The organism is Xanthomonas sp. 3793 (assembly GCF_024806835.1).
Lineage (GTDB): Bacteria > Pseudomonadota > Gammaproteobacteria > Xanthomonadales > Xanthomonadaceae > Xanthomonas > Xanthomonas arboricola_F.
This window is the reverse complement of sequence record NZ_JANTYU010000003.1, coordinates 170,501-188,737: the sequence shown is the minus strand read 5'-3', so window position 1 is coordinate 188,737 and position 18,237 is coordinate 170,501. Positions and strand designations below refer to the sequence as shown.

The following is an 18,237-nucleotide window of genomic DNA, read 5'->3' as shown; positions in this document are numbered from 1 at the left end:
CCGCTACGATTCTACCCTTTGCCTCCGGAAGACCGCTGATGATGTCCCCTGGAACCCTGCACGTGGTCGCCACGCCGATCGGCAACCTGGCCGACCTGTCGCCGCGCGCGCAGGAGGTGTTGCGTGGCGTGGCCGCGATCTGCGCCGAAGACACCCGGCATACCCGCCAATTGCTCAGTCATTTCGGCATCGACCGCCCGCTGCTGGCCCTGCACGACCACAACGAAGAGGCCATGTCCGAGCGCATCGTGGCGCGCCTGCGCGAGGGCGAATCGCTGGCCATCGTCAGCGACGCCGGTACCCCGTTGGTCAGCGACCCCGGCTTCAAACTGGTGCGCGCCGCCCGCGCGGCCGGCATCAAGGTCAGCCCCATACCCGGCGCCTGTGCGGCGATTGCCGCGCTCAGCGTGGCCGGCCTGCCCAGCGACCGTTTCGGCTTCGAGGGCTTTTTGCCGGCCAAGAGCGCCGCCCGCCGCGAGCGCCTGGCGCACCTGGCCGGCGAAACCCGCACCCTGGTGTTCTACGAGTCCTCGCACCGCATCGTCGAGTCGCTGGCCGACCTGCGCGGTGCCTTCGGCGACGAGCGCCCGGCGGTGATCGCCCGCGAGCTCACCAAACTGTTCGAAACCGTGCTCGACGGCACCCTGGCGCAGCTGCAGGCCAGGGTCGAAGCCGACGACAACCAGCGCAAGGGCGAGTTCGTGGTGATGGTGCAGGGCGCTGCCGACGCCGCCGACGGCCAGTTGGCCGAAGGCCGCCGCGTCTACGCCAAACTCGCCGAACACCTGCCGCCATCCACCGCCGCCAAGCTGGCCGCCGAACTGACCGGTGCGCCGCGCAAGGCGTTGTATGGCGGGTAGGGGGCGATCGCGGGAGCGGGTGTGCGTGCGCGTGGGATGTCTCGGTAAGGCCGGTTCGCGCCCAGGTGCGCTCCTACCGGCGATGGCAGGGCTGGTGCGGCGCCGTTTTGCACGGTGGCGATAGCGTATAGTGCGCCCCGGCGGAGTCGGCCAGACAGTCGCGTCACTCGTAAGAGTGCCGAGGAAAGTCCGGGCTCCATAGGGCAAGGTGCCAGGTAACGCCTGGGCGGCGCAAGCCGACGGACAGTGCAACAGAAAGATACCGCCTACGTTCCTTTCGGGGAGCCGGTAAGGGTGAAATGGTGCGGTAAGAGCGCACCGCGAGTCCGGTAACGGACCGGCACGGCAAACCCCACCTGGAGCAAGACCAAATAGGGATCCATTGGCGTGGCCCGCGCTGGATCCGGGTAGGTTGCTTGAGCGCTGCGGTGACGTAGCGCCTAGACGAATGACTGTCCACGACAGAACCCGGCTTATCGGCCGGCTCCGCCGCCTTTTTTGGGCGTAGGCCCAAAAAAAGGCGCCCACGTTTCGTACCGCCTTCGGCAGTACAAAAGCGCGGGTCCCGCTCCGGGCATGCCACAACCCCGCGGCTGTCGCCGCGCCCCCTTGACTCAAGGGGGCTTGCAGATAGGTGGTTGGCTGGGTGCTTGTGCGCTACCTGATCGACTTCCTACCACCGCGTGCCGGGAAGGTGCCCGAAGGGCGGATTGGTCAGAAGGCGCCCCCGCTTCGTACCGCCCACGGCGGTACAAAACGCGGGTCCCGGCTCCGGGCATGCCACAACCCTGCGGCTGTCGCCGCGCGCCCCTTGACTCAAGGGGGCTTGCAGATAGGTGGTTGGCTGGGGTGCTCGCGCGTTACCTGATCCACTCCCTTCCACCGCGTGCTTGGGAAGGTGACCGAAGGGCGGATTGGTCAAAAGGCGCCCACGCTTCGTACCGCCTACGGCGTTACAAACCGCGGGTCCCGCTCCGGGCACGCCACAACCCTGCGGCTGTCGCCGCGCGCCCCTTGACTCAAGGGGGCCTGCAGATAGGTGGTTGGCTGGGGTGCTTGCGCGCTACCTGATCCACTTCCTTCCACCGCTTGCGGGGGAAGGTGCCCGAAGGGCGGATGGGGGCGAGCATTTCGTACCCTCTTGATGCGCATGAATTTGGGGTGTCAGCGCGTGCCAGCGATGTCCAGCCGTGTTTCGCCCTGGAAGATGCCATCCGGGCCGAAGCGGCGCTCGTGGATGAAGCCGCCACCGTGATGGTCCACCGCCACGATGGTGCTGGCGCGGGTGCCGTAGCTGGGGCCGGCAATGAAGGCGGCCGAGAGCAGGCGTTCGGTTGACAGATCCACACCCGTGCTCGGGAGGGTGTGGTCAGGCGCGGTGGCGGGGTTGCCCAGCGCGTCCCACAGGGGTTGCAGGTCGTCGTCGCCGTGGGCACACCAGTCGTGCAGGGCGCCGGTCAATGCACGCGTCTTTGGCCACGGCATGTCCAGCGGGCCGTTGGACATGCCGTGGATGCCCGGCTCCAGCTGGCGCGCCAGCGGCGGGTGGTTGCTCAGATGTTCGCAGCGGTCTGCGTCGCACAGCAACAGATTGAACGGCGGGAATTCGTGCCCGGCGCCTGCCAGGTCGTGGGCGTAGCCGGCCGCGTCCAGGCTGCCGGACAGATAGTCCGCAATCAGATGCCCGCGCGAGCGCCCGGACATGCTGGCCAGCGGGTCGCGCACGTTGGTAACCACGGCCACACGGCCGTCGCTGCCCAGTCCGACCCAACTCCCGCCCGAGCGCAGGTCGCGACCGGCCAGCACGGTATCGGCAGGCGCCGCCCACTGCGCGAGCGGGGCGGTGGGGCGTTCGTGGAATTCATCGCGGTTGCCGGCCAGTAGCAGGCGCCAGCGCGGGTGGGTTTTCCAGGCAAGAGCGACCAGGCACATGCCTACGATTGTCGCCCGTTTGCGCAGTGGCCGGGTGCAGCTGGCGCAGCGTGAAGTGAGACGGGGGTCAGGTTTACATGGCCTTCACGGCCCTGAATTTTCGTTCAATCTCAAAATCTCAGACGAAACAGCAACTTGTGGATAAGCTTTGAACAAGTCTCTAAAGAGTGCTGCAACTCATTGATGCGACTGGCGATTTGTGACCCTGAAAACTGTTGACAACCTTTGGCGCGCTGCTAAGGTGGGCATCGGAGGGAAAACCAGGTGTTTTGTGGTTTTTCGTGGTTCAATGATCCCCCAGCGGGTATTCGAGGTTGCATTCGGTGTTTCAGGGCGAGACTGCCATCACGGTGGACGACAAGGGGCGCATGGCGGTACCAACCGCGTATCGCGACCTGGTCGCGCGCGTGAGTGCCAACCGCCTTGTGCTCACCTACAACCCGTTCGAAGCCGGTTGCCTGTGGCTGTATGCGGAGAAGGAGTGGGAGCGGGTGCGCGACGATGTGATGTCCAAGCCCAACACCCAGCGCGTGGTCCGCACGCTGCAGCAAAAACTGGTGGGTTCGTCCGCCGTGCTGGAGCTGGACGCCAATGGCCGTCTGAGCATTCCAGCCAGCCACCGCAACGCGGTCGGCATCGAGAAGAAGGCCGTGCTGCTGGGCATGGGCGACAAATTCGAACTCTGGAGCGAGCAGGCACATCGCGCACTGATCCAGCAGACATTGTCTGACGGGGATCTGGGCGATGAATTGCTCGATCTCAGGTTGTGAGCCGGGGTGCCCGGATGCGCGGTGAAGCGCAGCCCGGTCACCCGGTGTCGCAGCCGCCGGCGGCCCATGTGCCGGTGCTGTACACGCAGGTTCTGGATGGCCTGCAGGTGACCGAAGGCGGAACCTATCTCGATGGCACGTTCGGGCGTGGCGGACACGCACGCGGCGTGCTGCAACACCTCGGCCCGGGAGGTCGACTGCTGGTGATGGACAAGGACCCTGAAGCGATCGCGGTGGCCGAACAGACGTTCGGTGGCGATGCGCGCGTGTCCATCCATCGCGGCAGTTTCGCCGGGCTCGGCCAGGTGGTCGCCACTGCGAGCGTCGACGGCATCCTGCTGGATCTGGGCGTGTCCTCGCCGCAGCTGGACGTGGCCGGTCGCGGTTTCAGCTTCGGCAAGGACGGCCCGCTGGACATGCGCATGGACCCGGACAGCGGCCAGAGCGCGGCGCAGTGGCTGGCGCAGGCCAGCGACCGCGAGATCGCCGATGTGCTGTGGACCTATGGCGAAGAGCGCCAGAGCCGCCGTATCGCACGCGCCATCGTGGCACGCCGCGCCGAGCAGCCGTTGCTGCGCACCGCGCAGCTGGCCGAGCTGATCGCCTCGGTGATGCCGCGTGGCGACAGCAAGACCCATCCGGCCACGCGCAGCTTTCAGGCGATCCGCATCTACATCAATCGCGAACTGGACGATCTGGAAGCCGGCCTGGACGCTGCCCTGGGCGCGCTCAAGCCGGGCGGCCGCCTGGCGGTGATCAGCTTCCATTCCCTGGAAGACCGCATCGTCAAGCAGTTCATGGCCCGCTACGCCAAGGCCCCGCCGAGCAACCGCCGCCTGCCCGAAGCGCAGCCGTTCGTGCCGACCCTGCAGCTGATCAGCGGCGCCATCAAGGCCGACGATGCCGAGTTGAACGTCAACCCCCGCGCCCGCAGCGCGGTGTTGCGGGTGGCTGAGAAGCTGGGATTCGGGAGTCGGGATTCGGGATTGGAGGAGCGCTCTGAGCGAATCTCGAATCCCGAATCCCCAATCCCGGCGTCTCAAGGAGACGCCGCATGAGCCGCCTGCTGCTGATCGTGCTGCTGGCCTGCAGCATCGCCTCGGCGATCGGGGTGGTGTACATGCGCCACATGCATCGCAAGTTGTTCGTGCAGTTGTCCAAGCTCGAACACACGCGCGACGAGTTGAATATCGAGTTCGGCCGGCTGCAGCTGGAGCAGGCCACCTGGGCCGAAAGCAATCGGGTCGATCAGGTCGCGCGTGCGCGCATCGGGATGAAGTTCCCGGAGACCAACGACATCGTGGTGGTGCGCCCATGACGCAGCGGCAGGACAGCCGTTTTGCACGGCGTAGCCGCCCGCAGGGTGGCGCACATGGAGGTGCGCCATGAAAGCCGGCCGCAACCGCCCCCGCAGCAACTTCAACCTGCGTGGCCGCCTGACGCTGGTCGGCATCGCGCTGGGCCTGTGCTCGGTGACGCTGATCGGCCGCGCGGCATTCGTGCAGCTGGTCAACCGCGATTTCTACCAGCGCCAGGGCGAAGCACGTTATCTGCGCGAACTGCCGATCGCCACCTCGCGCGGCATGATCACCGACCGCAATGGCGAGCCGCTGGCAGTGTCCACGCCGGTGGAGTCGATCTGGGTCAATCCGCAGGAACTGCTGCGCAACCCCGACCGCATTGCCGAGTTGGCCAAGGCGCTCGGGCAGCCGCTGGACGAGTTGAACGCCAGGCTGGCGCAAAAGGCCGGCAAGGAATTCATGTACCTGCAGCGCCGGATCAACCCGGACAAGGCACATGCGATCGTGGCGTTGAAGATCCCGGGTGTGTTCTCGCAGCGCGAGTTCCGTCGTTTCTATCCGCAAGGCGAGGCGATGGCCCATGTGCTGGGCTTCACCAATATCGACGACCGCGGCCAGGAAGGGCTGGAGCTGGCCTTCGACGAATGGCTGCGCGGCAAGCCCGGCTCCAAGAAAGTGGTGCGCGATGCGCGCGGCGCGATCGTGGAGAGCGTGGACCTGGTGCGTCCGGCGCAACCGGGCAAGGACCTGACGCTGAGCATCGACCGCCGCATCCAGTTTCTGGCCTACAAGGAACTGCGCAACGCGCTGGTTGAAAACAATGCTGCCGGCGGGTCGATGGTGGTGATGGACGTGGCCACCGGCGAAGTGCTGGCGATGGTCAACCTGCCGACCTACAACCCCAATTCGGTCACCGGCATCAATCCGTCGGCACGACGCAATCGCGCCGTCACCGATCTGGTCGAGCCGGGCTCGACGATGAAGCCGCTGACCGTGGCCACCGCGCTGACCGCCGGTGTGGTGACCAAGGACACCGTCATCGATACCAACCCCGGCTATATGTCGGTGGGGCGCTTCACCATCCGCGATGTGCCGCGCAACAACGGCGTGCTCAACGTCACCGGCGTGATCACGCGCAGCTCCAACATCGGTGCGGCCAAGATCGCGGCCAAGGTGCCGGACCAGACCTTCTATCAGTCGATCCGCAACTTCGGCTACGGCGCTGCCCCGCACAGCGGTTTTCCCGGTGAATCAGCCGGCGTGGTGCTGCAGCCGGCGCGCTGGAGCGGCCCGTCCAAGACCACGATGTCCTACGGCTACGGCCTGTCGGTGACGCCGCTGCAGATCGCGCAGGCGTACGCCACGCTGGGCAACGGCGGCAAGCTGACCCCGCCGACCTTCGTGCGCGGCCAGCACAATGAAACCCGCCAGGTGGTCACTCCGGAAGTAGCGCGCCAGGTCATCGACATGATGGAAACCGTGGTCACCCAGGGCGGCGCCAAGGGCGCGGCGATCCTGGGCTATCACGTCGCCGGCAAGACCGGTACCGCGCGCAAGAACGGCGCCAACGGCTACGAGCGCGGGCATTACAACGCGCTGTTCGCCGGTCTGGTGCCGGCCACGCGGCCGCGCTTTGCCACCGTCATCGTCATCAACGATCCGCAGGGCAAGGTGTATTACGGCGGCCTAGTGTCGGCGCCGGTGTTCCACAAGGTGATGGAAGGCGCGCTGCGGTTGATGGACGTGCCGCCGGACGATATCCAGTCGTGGCTGGCCGCGCAGGCCGCCGGCAAGACCGGTCAACCGATCGTCAAGCCGCAGCCGGCCGATCTGGATCCGGCGTTGGTGCCGGATCCGGTGGACGAAGTGTCGGCCGGCATTCCGACCGCGATCGCGCCGCCGCCTGCGCCTGCGCAGCCTGCCCCGCTGCAGGAGAGCCGTCAGTGAGCCGCAGCATGCCGCTGTCGCAGCTGTTGCCGGAACTGACGCTTGCGCGTGATGTGCAGGTGTCCGGCCTGGTGATGGACAGCCGTGCGGTGCGCCCGGGCGATGCATTCGTGGCGATCGCCGGCTTCGGCGCGCATGGGCTTGGCTTTGTCGAGCAGGCGCGCGCCAATGGCGCGGTGGCGGTGCTGTTCGAGCCGCCCGCACCGGACGCGTTGCCGGCACCGGCCGACGCCATCGCCGTGCCCGGCCTGCGTACGCGGCTCGGCAGCATGGCCGACCAGTTCCACGGTCATCCGTCGCGCACGTTGCGGATGGTGGGCGTTACCGGTACCAACGGCAAGACCTCTACCGTGCAGCTGCTGGCGCAGGCGCTGACCCTGCTCGGTACGCCCACCGGCACGCTCGGCACGCTGGGCGTGGGTCTGTACGGCGCGACCGTACCGACCGGGTTCACCACGCCGCTGGTGCTGCCCACGCATGCATTGCTGGCGCAATTGCGCGACGAAGGCGCGCAGGCCGCGGCGATGGAAGTGAGCTCGCACGCACTCGATCAGGGCCGCGTGGATGCGGTGCATTTCGACGTGGCGGTGTTCACCAATCTCACCCGCGATCATCTCGATTACCACGGCGACATGGCGCAGTACGGCGCGGCCAAGGCCAGGCTGTTCACGCGTGCCGGGTTGCAGGCTGCGGTGGTGAATCTGGACGATGCGTTCGGCCGCACGCTGTTGGCCTCGCTCGATCCTGCGCTGCGCGCGATCGGTCTGAGTTCGCGCGGGCAGGGTGGCGCCACGGTGCGCGCCGATGCATTGCAGCTGGATCACAACGGCATCAGCTTTGCGCTGCGGATCGATGCCAGCGTGCACGCCGTGCATTCGCCCTTGCTGGGCCGCTTCAACGTGGACAACCTGCTGGCGGTGGCCGGTGCCTTGCACGCGCTGGGCTATGCGCCGGTGCAGATCGCCCAGGTGCTGGGCCAGCTGCAGCCCATCCACGGCCGCATGAATCGTCTCGGCGGCGCGCATGGCGCACCGCTGGTGGTGGTCGACTACGCACACACGCCCGACGCGCTGGAACAGGCGCTGACCAGCCTGCGCTCGCACGCGCAGGACCGGCTGATCTGCGTGTTCGGTTGCGGTGGCGAACGCGACACCGGCAAGCGCCCGCAGATGGCCGCCATCGCCGAACTCAATGCCGATGTGGCGATCGTCACCGACGACAACCCGCGCGGCGAAGATGGTGATGTCATCGTTGCCGATATCGTGCGCGGCTTTGCGCGCCCGGATGCTGCCATCGTGCAGCGCGACCGCGCCGCGGCGATCCATCAGGCCATCGCCATGGCCAGCGCGTCGGATATCGTGCTGATCGCCGGCAAGGGCCACGAGGCGTACCAGGAAGTGGCCGGCGTGCAGCACGCCTTCGACGATGCAGCAGTAGCGGCGCAGGCCTTGCTGCCGCGCACCGTGCTGGGAGTGCGCGCATGAAGCTCACCCCGTTGTCGTTGATTGCGCATTGGGCCGGCGGCGAGCTGCATGGCGACGATGCCATGATCGATGCGGTCGGCAACGATACGCGTACGTTGTCCCACGGCAGCCTGTATGTGGCGCTGCGCGGCGAGCGTTTCGATGGGCACGACTTCGCTGCCGATGCGCTCGCACAAGGCGCCAGCGGTTTGCTGGTGGACCGCCTGTTGCCGACGTTGGGCGTGCCGCAGGTGCTGGTGCACAACACCGAGCTGGCGCTGGCGCGCATTGCCGCCGGCATGCAGCGCGATCGCGCCACCCGCGTGATCGCCTTGACCGGTTCCAACGGCAAGACCAGCGTCAAGGCGCTGCTGCTGGCCATCCTGACCGAAGTAGGGCGGGTCGACGGTACGACCGTCTACGCCACCCCGGGCAACCGCAACAACGAAATCGGCTTGCCGCTGGCGGTGATCGCAGCGCCCGACGACGCGGATGTCGCGATCTATGAAATGGGTGCCGGCAAGCCGGGCGACATCGCCTACCTCACCGACATCGCGCGGCCGCATGTTGCGCTGGTCAACAACATCGCGCCGGCGCATCTGGAGCGTCTGGGCAGCCTGCTCGGCGTCGCGCAGACCAAGGGCGCGATCTACACCGCGCTGCCGTCCGATGGCGTGGCGGTGATCAATGCCGACGATGCGTTCGGCGCCTGGTTCGAGCAGCAACTGCATGCGCAGCCGGTACAGGGCCGTCGGGTGTTGCGCTACGGCTTGCAGGCCAGCGCCGACATCCGTGCCCGTCAGCTGCGACTGCAGGCCGATGGCGCACAGTTCACGTTGGTGACACCGCAGGGCGAGGCGCAGGTTGCGCTGCCATTGCCGGGTCGCCACAACGTCCTCAATGCACTGGCTGCCACCGGATTGGCACTGGGCGCCGGGATCGCACTGCCGATCATTGCCGCTGGCCTGGCTAAGGCGCGTGCGGTAGCCGGCCGGCAGATCGCCCATCGCCTGCCCGATGGCGCGGTGCTGATCGACGACAGCTACAACGCCAACCCCGGCTCGCTGGATGCGGCCATCGATGCATTGGCCGCCGCGCCGGGCGATGGCTGGCTGGTTCTGGGCGACATGCGCGAACTCGGTCCGGAAGGCGCGGCCCTGCATGCCGCCGCCGGCCGTCGCGCACGCGCGGCCAAGCTGCAGCGCCTGTACGCGCTGGGCGAACTCAGTGCCGCCGCCGCGCAGGCATTCGGCGAGGGCGGCCGCGTGTTCGCCACCCATGCCGCGTTGATCGCGGCCTTGCAGGCGGATCTGGCGCAGCTCGCCGTTTCGCAGACTCCAACGCAGGAATCTTCTTCGATGTACGAACACACCGGTGCGGCGGCGCAGACTGCCGCCACCACGGCGCACACCCCGCCCACGCTGCTGGTAAAAGGCTCCCGCGGCAGCGCCATGGACCGCATCGTCACCGCGCTGCTCGCACCGGCGGAGGGCGCATCCCATGCTGCTTGAGTTGGCGCGTTGGCTGCAGCAACTGGAGAGCCTGTTCGGGCTGTTCAACTATCTGACCTTCCGCGGCATCCTGGCGGCGCTGACGTCGTTGTTCCTGTCGTTGTGGATGGGCCCTGCGGTGATCCGCAAGCTGGCCCAGTTCAAGGGCGGCCAGCCGATCCGCCAGGACGGCCCGCAGACGCATTTTTCCAAGGCCGGTACGCCGACCATGGGCGGCTCGCTGATCCTGTTGACGGTGACCTTGTCGGTGCTGCTGTGGGGCGACCTGCGCAATCGCTACGTGTGGCTGGTGCTGGCGGTGATGCTCTGTTTCGGCGCGATCGGCTGGTACGACGACTGGATCAAGATCGTGCGCCGCGATCCCAACGGTTTGAAGTCGCGCTGGAAATATCTGTTGCAGTCGATCTTCGGCCTGGCCGCCGGTCTGTTCCTGTACTACACCGCCGACGTACCGGCGGCGATCACCTTCTACATCCCGATGTTCAAATCGATCGCGCTGCCGTTGGCCGGGGTGAGCTTCGTGGTGATCGCCTACTTCTGGATCGTCGGTTTCTCCAACGCGGTGAACCTCACCGACGGCCTGGACGGCCTGGCGATCATGCCCACCGTGCTGGTGGCGTGCGCACTGGGCGTGTTCGCCTATGCCTCGGGCAACGTGGTGTTTGCCGAATACCTGAAAATCCCGCTGATTCCGGGCGCCGGCGAACTGATCATCATCTGCTCGGCGATCGCCGGGGCAGGCTTGGGCTTTCTGTGGTTCAACACCTATCCGGCCATGGTGTTCATGGGCGACATCGGCGCGCTGTCGCTGGGTGCGGTGCTGGGCACCATCGCGGTGATCGTGCGCCAGGAGCTGGTGCTGGTGATCATGGGCGGCGTGTTCGTGATCGAGACGCTGTCGGTGATGATCCAGGTCGCCAGCTTCAAGCTCACCGGCAAGCGCGTGTTCCGCATGGCGCCGATCCATCACCACTTCGAACTCAAGGGTTGGCCGGAGCCGCGCGTGATCGTGCGCTTCTGGATCATTTCGGTGGTGCTAGTGCTGATCGGCCTTGCCACGTTGAAGGTGCGCTGATGAACGACATGTCCCGACAGGCCACACGACTGGACGCCATCGGCGGCCGTTACGACCCGTGGCTGCTCGGTGCGGCGGTCACGCTCGCCTCGTTGGGCGTGGTGATGGTGGCGTCCAGTTCGATCGAGCTGGAAGCCAGCCCTTTTTATTACCTGACCCGCCACCTGCTGTTCCTGGGTGTCGGCATCGGGCTGGCGTTCTGGGCGATGCGCACCGAGCTCAAGACCATCGAGCAGCACAACCAGATGCTGCTGCTGGCCTGTTTCCTGCTGCTCATCGTGGTGTTCGTGCCTGGCCTGGGCAGCACCGTCAATGGCGCCAGGCGCTGGATCAACCTGGGCGTGTCGCGGTTCCAGGTCGTCGAAGCGGTCAAGGTGCTCTACATCATCTGGCTGGCCAGTTACCTGGTGCGATTTCGCGACGAGGTCAACGCGACCTGGCAGGCGATGCTTAAGCCGGTGTTTGTGGTCGGCTTTCTGGTGGCGCTGCTGTTGCTGCAGCCGGACTTCGGCTCGTCGATGCTGCTGTTGGGTGTCACTGCCTGCATGCTGGTGCTCGGTGGCGCCCCGATCGGACGCATCATCCTGCCGATCCTGCTGCTGCTGCCGGCGCTGGTGGCGCTGGTGATCTTCGAGCCGTATCGCATGCGGCGCGTGACCTCCTTCATGGACCCGTGGGTCGATCAGCTTGGCTCGGGGTACCAGCTGTCCAATGCGCTCATGGCCATCGGCCGTGGCGAGTGGATCGGGGTGGGCCTGGGTGCCTCGGTGCAGAAGCTCAACTACCTGCCGGAAGCGCATACCGACTTCATTTTCTCGGTGATCGCCGAAGAGCTGGGCTTCATCGGCGTCTGCGGTGTCGTGTGCCTTTACGCGCTGCTGGTCGGCCGTGCGTTCTGGGTGGGCATGCGCTGCGTGGAAATGAAGCGTCACTTCTCCGGCTACGTGGCCTTCGGTATCGGGCTGTGGGTGGCGATGCAGAGCTTCGTGTCGATCGGCGTGAACCTGGGGATTCTGCCCACCAAGGGCCTGACCCTGCCGCTGATTTCCTCCGGCGGTTCGTCGGTGCTGATGACCTGCATGGCCATGGGCCTGCTGCTGCGCGTGTCCTACGAAATGGATCGCGCCGAGCGCCTGCGCAGCAAGTTGTCGCCGCAGGGTGCGGGCACCGCAGCGTCGGAGCCGGCCGAGCCGGTGGTCGAACCCGTACCGCCGGCGTATGCAGCGGGGCGCAAGCCGCAGCGCGAGACCGCTGCAGCACCGGCACCGGTGGCAGCGACGCCAGCTGCGCCGCCTTCGGTGGCGCCGGCATCGGCCATCCTGCGCGGCACCAGCCGGATGCAGCCGCGTGTGGAACCGACCTTCGGGAGAATCGCATGAGCGTGCAGACGGCTCCCTCGCAAGCCTCGGCCAGGCCATCTGCGGGCAGCCGCCCCGTGATGATCCTGGCTGGCGGCACCGGTGGGCATATTTTCCCGGGCCTGGCCGTGGCCAAGGTGCTGCGCGCGCGCGGCGTGCCGGTGACCTGGCTGGGCGCCGACGGTGCGATGGAAACGCGGCTGGTGCCGCAGCACGATCTCCAGATCGACACGCTGGCCATCAGCGGTCTGCGTGGCAAGGGTGTCATCAAGTTGCTTGGTGCACCGGTGCGAGTGATGCGCGCCGTGCGCGCTGCCGGCTTCGTATTGCGCAAGCGGCAGCCGCGCGCGGTGATCAGCTTTGGCGGCTTTGCGGCAGGCCCCGGCGGCCTGGCTGCACGCCTGCTCGGCGTGCCGTTGCTCGTCCACGAACAAAATCGCGCGCCCGGCATGACCAACAAGGTGCTGTCGCGTTTTGCGCGGCGTGTGCTGACCGGTTTTCCAGGCAGCTTCGCTGGCGAGGAAGCGGTGGGTAACCCGGTGCGTGCGGAAATCGCCGCGCTTCCTGCACCGGCCGCACGCCTGGTCGGGCGTGGTGGGCCGGTGCGCGTCCTGGTGCTTGGCGGCAGCCAGGGCGCACGCGTCTTGAATCAGGCAGTGCCCGCGGCACTGGCGGCGCTCGGGCATCCGGATGTCGAGCTGCGCCATCAGTGCGGCGAGAAGCTGCGCGGCGAAGCCGAGGCTTCCTATGCGCAGGCCGGGGTGAATGCCAGCGTCGAACCGTTCATTGCCGACATGGCCGCCGCCTACGCCTGGGCCGACCTGGTGGTGTGCCGCGCCGGTGCCTCGACGCTGGCGGAGCTGTGCGCCGCCGGTATCGGCAGCGTGCTGGTGCCCTTCGCCGCCGCCGTCGACGATCACCAGACCCGCAATGCCGAATACCTGGTCGGCGCCGACGCCGCCGTGCTGCTCAAGCAGGACGACACGTTGGCCGTGCGCCTGCAGCAGGTCTTGCAGACCTTGCTGACCGACCCGGCACGCCGCCTGTCGATGGCGCAAGCCGCCCGCACCCTGGCCAAGCCGGATGCCGCCGAGCGTATCGCCGACATCATTCTTCAGGAAGCCGGGAGTGGGGATTCGGGATTGGGGATTCGTAACAAGCAAACGCACAAGCAGGACAGCATGCAGACATCCGTAAATGGCGACCCTTCGGCACAGTTGATCGCCACCAATCCCCAATCCCGAATCCCCAATCCCGGCACCTCCGCAGGAGGTGCAGCGTGATCCGCCGTCTGCAGGACAGCGGCGATCTGGTGCGCGCGTTTCCGCGCGTGCATTTCGTCGGCATCGGCGGCACCGGCATGAGCGGCATTGCCGAGGTCATGCTGACGCTGGGCTATGAGGTCTCCGGTTCGGACAACGCCGACAATGCGGCCACGCGCCGCCTGGCCAAACTCGGTGCACGCGTGATGCGCGGGCATTCGGCGGCCAATGTGCTGGGTACCGATTGCGTGGTGGTGTCCAGCGCGATCCGCGAAGACAACCCCGAGCTGATGGAAGCGCGCAGCCAGCGCATTCCGATCATGCCGCGTGCGGCGATGCTGGCCGAGCTGATGCGCTTCCGTCGCGGCATCGCGGTGGCCGGCACGCACGGCAAGACCACCACCACCAGCCTGGCTGCGGCCGTGTTGAGCGAAGGTGGGCTGGACCCGACCTTCGTCATCGGCGGGCAACTGCTGGCGGCCGGCGCCAATGCCAAGCTCGGTGGCGGGCAGTGGCTGGTGGCCGAAGCCGACGAAAGCGATGGCAGCTTCCTGCGCCTGAATCCGTTGATGGCGGTGATCACCAACATCGATGCGGATCACCTGGAAAACTACGGCAACGACTTCGCCCGCGTGCAGGCCGCCTTTGCCGAATTCCTGCAGCGCCTGCCGTTCTACGGGCTGGCCCTGCTGTGCATCGACGACCCGGAAGTGGCTGCACTGGCCGGCAAGACGCCGCGCCACGTGATGAGCTACGGCATGAGCGAAAACGCCGACGTGCGCGCCGAAGACGTGGTGCAGGACGGCCCGCGGATGCGCTTTACGCTGCGCCTGCCCGAAGGCACCACCACCCCGGTGACGTTGGCCTTGCCGGGCCGGCACAACGTGCTCAACGCACTGGCTGCCGCCGCGATCGGCTGGCAGCTCGGCGTGGAGCCGCAGACCATTGCGCGCGCGCTGGAAAACTTCGCCGGCATCGGTCGCCGTTTCAACGACCTGGGCGAAGTCACCACCAGCAATGGCGCGCGTGTGCGCGTGGTCGACGACTACGGCCACCATCCGCGCGAGCTGGAAGCGGTGTTCGCTGCCGCCCGCGGCGGCTGGCCGGACAAGCGTCTGGTGGTGGCCTTCCAGCCGCACCGTTACAGCCGTACCCGCGATCAGTTCGATGCCTTCGCCGCCGTGCTGAGCACTGTCGATGCATTGGTGTTGAGCGAGGTCTACCCGGCCGGTGAAGCGCCGATTCCCGGCGCCGATTCGCGCGCACTGGCGCGTGCCATCCGTGCGCGCGGCCGCAGCGAGCCGGTGGTGGTCGGCCAGATCGCCGGCCTGGCCGAAGTGCTGCCGGACGTGCTGCAGGACGGCGACCTGTTGTTGATGATGGGCGCCGGCGATATCGGGTACGTCGCCCAGCACATCATCAATCACGGTTTTGTCGGAGAGCAGGCATGAGCGCGCCGATCGCCGCTGCACGCAGCAACGATCCGGCCGCGTTCGGACGCGTCGCAGTGCTGCTTGGCGGCACCTCGTCCGAGCGCGAAGTGTCGTTGAATTCCGGCAGCAACGTGCTGGACGCACTGCGCGCGCGTGGGGTCGATGCGCAGCCGGTCGACGGCATTCCCGCATTGGCGCAGGCGCTGGTCGCGCAGCGCTTCGATCGCGTGTTCAACGTGTTGCACGGCCATAACGGCGGCGGCGAAGACGGCATCGTGCAGGGCCTGATGGAAGCCTTCGGCGTCCCGTACACCGGCTCGGACGTGCTTGGCTCGGCGTTGAGCATGGACAAGATCCGCACCAAGCAGGTGTGGTTGTCGCTGGGTCTGTCGACGCCGCGTTACGCGCGTCTGGCTGCCGGCGCCAGCGCAGACCAGATTCACGCCGCTGCACGGCAGATCGGGTTGCCGGTGATCGTCAAGCCGGCCAACGAAGGCTCCAGCGTCGGCGTCAGCCGCGTGTTCGATCAGGCGCAGCTCGAAGAAGCCGTGCTGCTGGCCGCGCGCTACGACGGCGCACTGTTGATGGAACAACTGATCGAAGGCGACGAGCTGACCGTGGCCATTCTGGGCGAGACTGCGCTGCCGTCGATCCGCATCGTGCCCAAGGGCCAGTGGTACGACTACAACGCCAAGTACCTGGCCGACGACACCCAGTATCTGTGCCCGGGGCTGGACGGCGAGGCCGAAGCGCAGATCCGCCAGCTCGCCCTCGACGCCTTCCGTGCTGCCGGCTGCCGCGGCTGGGGCCGCGTGGACGTCATGCGCGATCGCAACAGCGGCCAGCTCTACCTGCTGGAAGTGAACACCGCTCCCGGCATGACCAGCCACTCGCTGGTGCCCAAGGCCGCCCGCCAGCTCGGCATCGATTTCGAAGAACTGGTCTGGCGCGTGCTGGAGCAGACGCTGTGAAGCCGGGATTGGGGATTCGGGATTGGGGATTGGCCAACAGCGACGCCACGCGCGCCGTTGCCGTTGCTGTGGCGAATCCCCAATCCCGAATTTCCAATCCCGCGAGCGCAGCGCGCGCCGTTGCGAATCCCCAATCCCCAATGCCGAATCCCGTGTGCGGAGCACACCCATGAACGCCACCCTGCGCATCCTGGCCTGGTTGATCGCGGTAGCGCTGGTCGCGTTGCCGGTGGTGGCCGTGCTCAACGGGTGGGTGGGTGCGGAGCGGTGGCCGTTGGCGAAGTTGCGGGTGTCCGGCGATTTCAAGCGGGTGCCGGCCGAAGAATTGCGCGCGGTGGTGTTGCCGTATGCGCGCTCGGGCTTTTTCGCAGTGAAGTTGCAGAACGCACAAGACGCCATCGCGCGGCTGCCGTGGGTGGAAAGCGCGCAGGTGCGCAAGCGTTGGCCGGACGTGCTGGAAGTACGCGTGACCGAGCACAAGCCGTTCGCGCGCTGGGGTACCGACCGCATGCTGTCCGAGCAGGGCCGGCTGTTCCGCACCCCGCCGTTGTTGAAGGATTTCAAGTTGCCGCAACTCGGCGGCCCGGACAGCAAGACCCAGGATGTGGTTGCGCTGTACAACGAGTCGCGCGCGTTGTTTGCGCCGACCGGGCTGGATGTGGATCGCCTGGAGATGGACGCGCGCGGCAGCTGGTCGCTGGGCCTGAGCAACGGCGTGCAGATCGTGATCGGCCGCGACGATGCGCGCGCGCGCCTGCAGCGGTTCGCCCGCGTGCTGCCGCAGCTGGCCGACCCGCAGCGCCCGATCGCGCGCGCCGACCTGCGTTACACCAACGGCTTCACGGTCGAACGGAATATGGAAAACGCGGCGCCCGAGACCAAGAAAAAACCTCCGCCGGCCACGCCCGCCGCACACCACACGGTCGTGCTGCAACTCCCTCGCACCCATACCCCGCTTTTCTCCAATCCCGAATCCCAAATCCCGAATCCCGGCTTTAAGACATGAACCGCAAAGGCGACAAATCCCTCATCGTTGGACTGGATATCGGCACCTCCAAGGTCGTCGCGCTGGTCGGCGAGTACTCGCCCGGCAATCCGATCGAAGTGATCGGCATCGGTTCGCATGAATCGCGCGGTCTCAAGCGCGGCGTGGTGGTGGATATCGAATCCACCGTGCAGTCGATCCAGCGTGCGGTCGAAGAGGCCGAGCTGATGGCCGGCTGCGAGATCCGTTCGGTGTATGCGTCGATTTCCGGCAACCACGTGCAGTGCAAGAACTCGCCCGGCATCGTGCCGATCCGCGACGGCGAAGTGACCTGGAGCGATCTGGAGCGCGTGCTGGATGCGGCCAAGGCCGTGGCCATTCCCGCCGACCAGCGCATCCTGCATGCGATCCCGCGCGAATACGTGCTGGACGATTCGCAGGAAGGCATCCGCAATCCGGTCGGCATGACCGGCGTGCGCCTGGAGGTGCACGCGCATCTGGTGGTGTGCGCGCAGTCGGCCGCGGCCAACATCACCAAGTGCGTGCAGAAGTGCGGCCTGCAGGTGGACGACCTGGTGCTGTCGTCGCTGGCTTCCAGCGTGGCGGTATTGACCGCCGACGAACGCGAACTGGGCGTGGTGCTGGTGGATATCGGCGCTGGCACCACCGACCTGGCGGTCTACGTGCAGGGCGCGATCTGCCATACCGCCTCGCTGCCGATCGCCGGCGACCACGTCACCAACGACATCGCGCACATGCTGCGCACGCCCACGCCGGAAGCCGAGCAGATCAAGGTGCGTTACGCCTGCGCACTGGCGCAGCTGGCCACCGCTGAAGAAAGCATCCAGGTGCCGTCGGTGGGCGACCGCCCGCCGCGACGCATGCCGCGGCATGCGCTGGCGCAGGCAGTGCAGGGCCGTTACGAAGAAATCTTCGAGATGGTGCAGGCCGAACTGCGCCGTTCCGGCTTCGAGGAAATGGTGCGCGCCGGCATGGTGCTCACCGGCGGCGCCTCGAAGATGGAAGGCGTGGTCGAACTGGCCGAAGAAATGCTGCAGATGCCGGTGCGCGTGGGCATTCCGCAGCACGTCACCGGCCTGGGTGAGGTCGTCGGCAACCCGGTGCACGCCTCAGGCGTGGGCCTGCTGCTGATGGGCAGTCAGATCGAACACCCGCGTCGCCCGTCGATCCCGACCGGACGCGCGGGCAGCTTGTTCAAGAAATTGAAGAACTGGTATCGCGGCGAATTCTGAGGAGCCGGGATTCGGGATTTGGGATTGGCAAGAGCGAAAGAAAAGCAGGGCAGCGGCGAAGATAAGTGGAGAGCGGTGAGCGGGTAGGCGGTAAACTTTTTTGCAGGCATTGCGTC

General features: G+C 66.8%; 15 protein-coding genes and 1 other RNA gene. 15 read left to right on the top strand and 1 reads right to left on the bottom strand.

The genetic code is table 11. The features are described from left to right. Nucleotides 1–38 precede the first annotated feature (38 nt). On the top strand, nucleotides 39–860 hold the full coding sequence (gene rsmI / locus FHY18_RS11280) for a 16S rRNA (cytidine(1402)-2'-O)-methyltransferase (protein WP_259154647.1): 822 nt from the start codon (nucleotides 39–41) through the stop codon (nucleotides 858–860). A 142-nt stretch (nucleotides 861–1,002) separates the two neighbouring features. Then, an RNA gene (gene rnpB, locus FHY18_RS11275) (RNase P RNA component class A) lies at nucleotides 1,003–1,352 on the top strand. A 672-nt stretch (nucleotides 1,353–2,024) separates the two neighbouring features. Here rnpB and FHY18_RS11270 read toward each other — a convergent pair. Continuing rightward, nucleotides 2,025–2,792: an NRDE family protein gene (locus FHY18_RS11270; RefSeq protein WP_259154639.1), complete on the bottom strand. Its 768-nt coding sequence runs from the start codon at nucleotides 2,790–2,792 to the stop codon at nucleotides 2,025–2,027. A gap of 314 nt (nucleotides 2,793–3,106) precedes the next feature. Between FHY18_RS11270 and mraZ the strand changes: the two genes are divergently transcribed. The 13 genes from mraZ (at nucleotide 3,107) to ftsA (ending at nucleotide 18,121) form a co-directional block, all read left to right on the top strand. After that, nucleotides 3,107–3,562: a division/cell wall cluster transcriptional repressor MraZ gene (mraZ, locus tag FHY18_RS11265; RefSeq protein WP_259154633.1), complete on the top strand. Its 456-nt coding sequence runs from the start codon at nucleotides 3,107–3,109 to the stop codon at nucleotides 3,560–3,562. Between the two features lie 14 nt (nucleotides 3,563–3,576). Continuing rightward, nucleotides 3,577–4,620 (top strand): 16S rRNA (cytosine(1402)-N(4))-methyltransferase RsmH, encoded by a 1,044-nt coding sequence (gene rsmH, locus FHY18_RS11260; protein ID WP_259155960.1) that lies wholly within the window; start codon nucleotides 3,577–3,579, stop codon nucleotides 4,618–4,620. Further along, a complete protein-coding gene (gene ftsL / locus FHY18_RS11255; protein ID WP_005991913.1) occupies nucleotides 4,617–4,880 on the top strand; it encodes a cell division protein FtsL in 264 nt (87 codons plus the stop codon). The genes rsmH and ftsL overlap by 4 nt, the downstream gene beginning before the upstream one ends. A gap of 67 nt (nucleotides 4,881–4,947) precedes the next feature. Continuing rightward, entirely contained in the window at nucleotides 4,948–6,810 is a 1,863-nt protein-coding gene (locus FHY18_RS11250; protein ID WP_259154632.1) for a penicillin-binding protein 2, read from the top strand. An 8-nt stretch (nucleotides 6,811–6,818) separates the two neighbouring features. Then, nucleotides 6,819–8,294 carry a UDP-N-acetylmuramoyl-L-alanyl-D-glutamate--2,6-diaminopimelate ligase gene (locus FHY18_RS11245; RefSeq protein ID WP_259155959.1) on the top strand — a complete coding sequence of 492 codons (1,476 nt, stop codon included), beginning with the start codon at nucleotides 6,819–6,821 and terminating at the stop codon, nucleotides 8,292–8,294. After that, complete coding sequence (murF, locus tag FHY18_RS11240) at nucleotides 8,291–9,784, top strand: UDP-N-acetylmuramoyl-tripeptide--D-alanyl-D-alanine ligase (protein WP_259154631.1); 1,494 nt, start codon at nucleotides 8,291–8,293, stop codon at nucleotides 9,782–9,784. The genes FHY18_RS11245 and murF overlap by 4 nt, the downstream gene beginning before the upstream one ends. Beyond that, nucleotides 9,774–10,859, top strand: a complete 1,086-nt coding sequence (mraY, locus tag FHY18_RS11235) for a phospho-N-acetylmuramoyl-pentapeptide-transferase (protein WP_259154630.1) — start codon at nucleotides 9,774–9,776, stop codon at nucleotides 10,857–10,859. Before murF ends, mraY begins: the two co-directional genes overlap by 11 nt. Continuing rightward, complete coding sequence (ftsW, locus tag FHY18_RS11230) at nucleotides 10,859–12,238, top strand: putative lipid II flippase FtsW (RefSeq protein ID WP_259154626.1); 1,380 nt, start codon at nucleotides 10,859–10,861, stop codon at nucleotides 12,236–12,238. Before mraY ends, ftsW begins: the two co-directional genes overlap by 1 nt. Further along, on the top strand, nucleotides 12,235–13,500 hold the full coding sequence (murG, locus tag FHY18_RS11225) for an undecaprenyldiphospho-muramoylpentapeptide beta-N-acetylglucosaminyltransferase (protein ID WP_259154623.1): 1,266 nt from the start codon (nucleotides 12,235–12,237) through the stop codon (nucleotides 13,498–13,500). The genes ftsW and murG overlap by 4 nt, the downstream gene beginning before the upstream one ends. Then, on the top strand, nucleotides 13,497–14,930 hold the full coding sequence (gene murC / locus FHY18_RS11220; RefSeq protein WP_259154622.1) for a UDP-N-acetylmuramate--L-alanine ligase: 1,434 nt from the start codon (nucleotides 13,497–13,499) through the stop codon (nucleotides 14,928–14,930). Before murG ends, murC begins: the two co-directional genes overlap by 4 nt. Then, on the top strand, nucleotides 14,927–15,883 hold the full coding sequence (locus tag FHY18_RS11215; protein ID WP_259154621.1) for a D-alanine--D-alanine ligase: 957 nt from the start codon (nucleotides 14,927–14,929) through the stop codon (nucleotides 15,881–15,883). Before murC ends, FHY18_RS11215 begins: the two co-directional genes overlap by 4 nt. Nucleotides 15,884–16,052: 169 nt before the next feature. Next, complete coding sequence (locus tag FHY18_RS11210) at nucleotides 16,053–16,889, top strand: cell division protein FtsQ/DivIB (protein ID WP_259154618.1); 837 nt, start codon at nucleotides 16,053–16,055, stop codon at nucleotides 16,887–16,889. Continuing rightward, on the top strand, nucleotides 16,886–18,121 hold the full coding sequence (gene ftsA, locus FHY18_RS11205) for a cell division protein FtsA (protein ID WP_003485272.1): 1,236 nt from the start codon (nucleotides 16,886–16,888) through the stop codon (nucleotides 18,119–18,121). Before FHY18_RS11210 ends, ftsA begins: the two co-directional genes overlap by 4 nt. Nucleotides 18,122–18,237: the final 116 nt, after the last annotated feature.

What these genes read in the sequence shown, in the direction of transcription:
- rsmI (WP_259154647.1), top strand. Translation starts at nt 39, where the DNA reads ATGATGTCCCCTGGAACCCTGCACGTGGTCGCCACGCCGATCGGCAAC.
- FHY18_RS11270 (WP_259154639.1), bottom strand. Translation starts at nt 2,792, where the DNA reads ATGTGCCTGGTCGCTCTTGCCTGGAAAACCCACCCGCGCTGGCGCCTG.
- rsmH (WP_259155960.1), top strand. Translation starts at nt 3,577, where the DNA reads ATGCGCGGTGAAGCGCAGCCCGGTCACCCGGTGTCGCAGCCGCCGGCG.
- ftsL (WP_005991913.1), top strand. Translation starts at nt 4,617, where the DNA reads ATGAGCCGCCTGCTGCTGATCGTGCTGCTGGCCTGCAGCATCGCCTCG.
- FHY18_RS11250 (WP_259154632.1), top strand. Translation starts at nt 4,948, where the DNA reads ATGAAAGCCGGCCGCAACCGCCCCCGCAGCAACTTCAACCTGCGTGGC.
- FHY18_RS11245 (WP_259155959.1), top strand. Translation starts at nt 6,819, where the DNA reads ATGCCGCTGTCGCAGCTGTTGCCGGAACTGACGCTTGCGCGTGATGTG.
- murF (WP_259154631.1), top strand. Translation starts at nt 8,291, where the DNA reads ATGAAGCTCACCCCGTTGTCGTTGATTGCGCATTGGGCCGGCGGCGAG.
- mraY (WP_259154630.1), top strand. Translation starts at nt 9,774, where the DNA reads ATGCTGCTTGAGTTGGCGCGTTGGCTGCAGCAACTGGAGAGCCTGTTC.
- ftsW (WP_259154626.1), top strand. Translation starts at nt 10,859, where the DNA reads ATGAACGACATGTCCCGACAGGCCACACGACTGGACGCCATCGGCGGC.
- murG (WP_259154623.1), top strand. Translation starts at nt 12,235, where the DNA reads ATGAGCGTGCAGACGGCTCCCTCGCAAGCCTCGGCCAGGCCATCTGCG.
- FHY18_RS11215 (WP_259154621.1), top strand. Translation starts at nt 14,927, where the DNA reads ATGAGCGCGCCGATCGCCGCTGCACGCAGCAACGATCCGGCCGCGTTC.
- FHY18_RS11210 (WP_259154618.1), top strand. Translation starts at nt 16,053, where the DNA reads ATGAACGCCACCCTGCGCATCCTGGCCTGGTTGATCGCGGTAGCGCTG.
- ftsA (WP_003485272.1), top strand. Translation starts at nt 16,886, where the DNA reads ATGAACCGCAAAGGCGACAAATCCCTCATCGTTGGACTGGATATCGGC.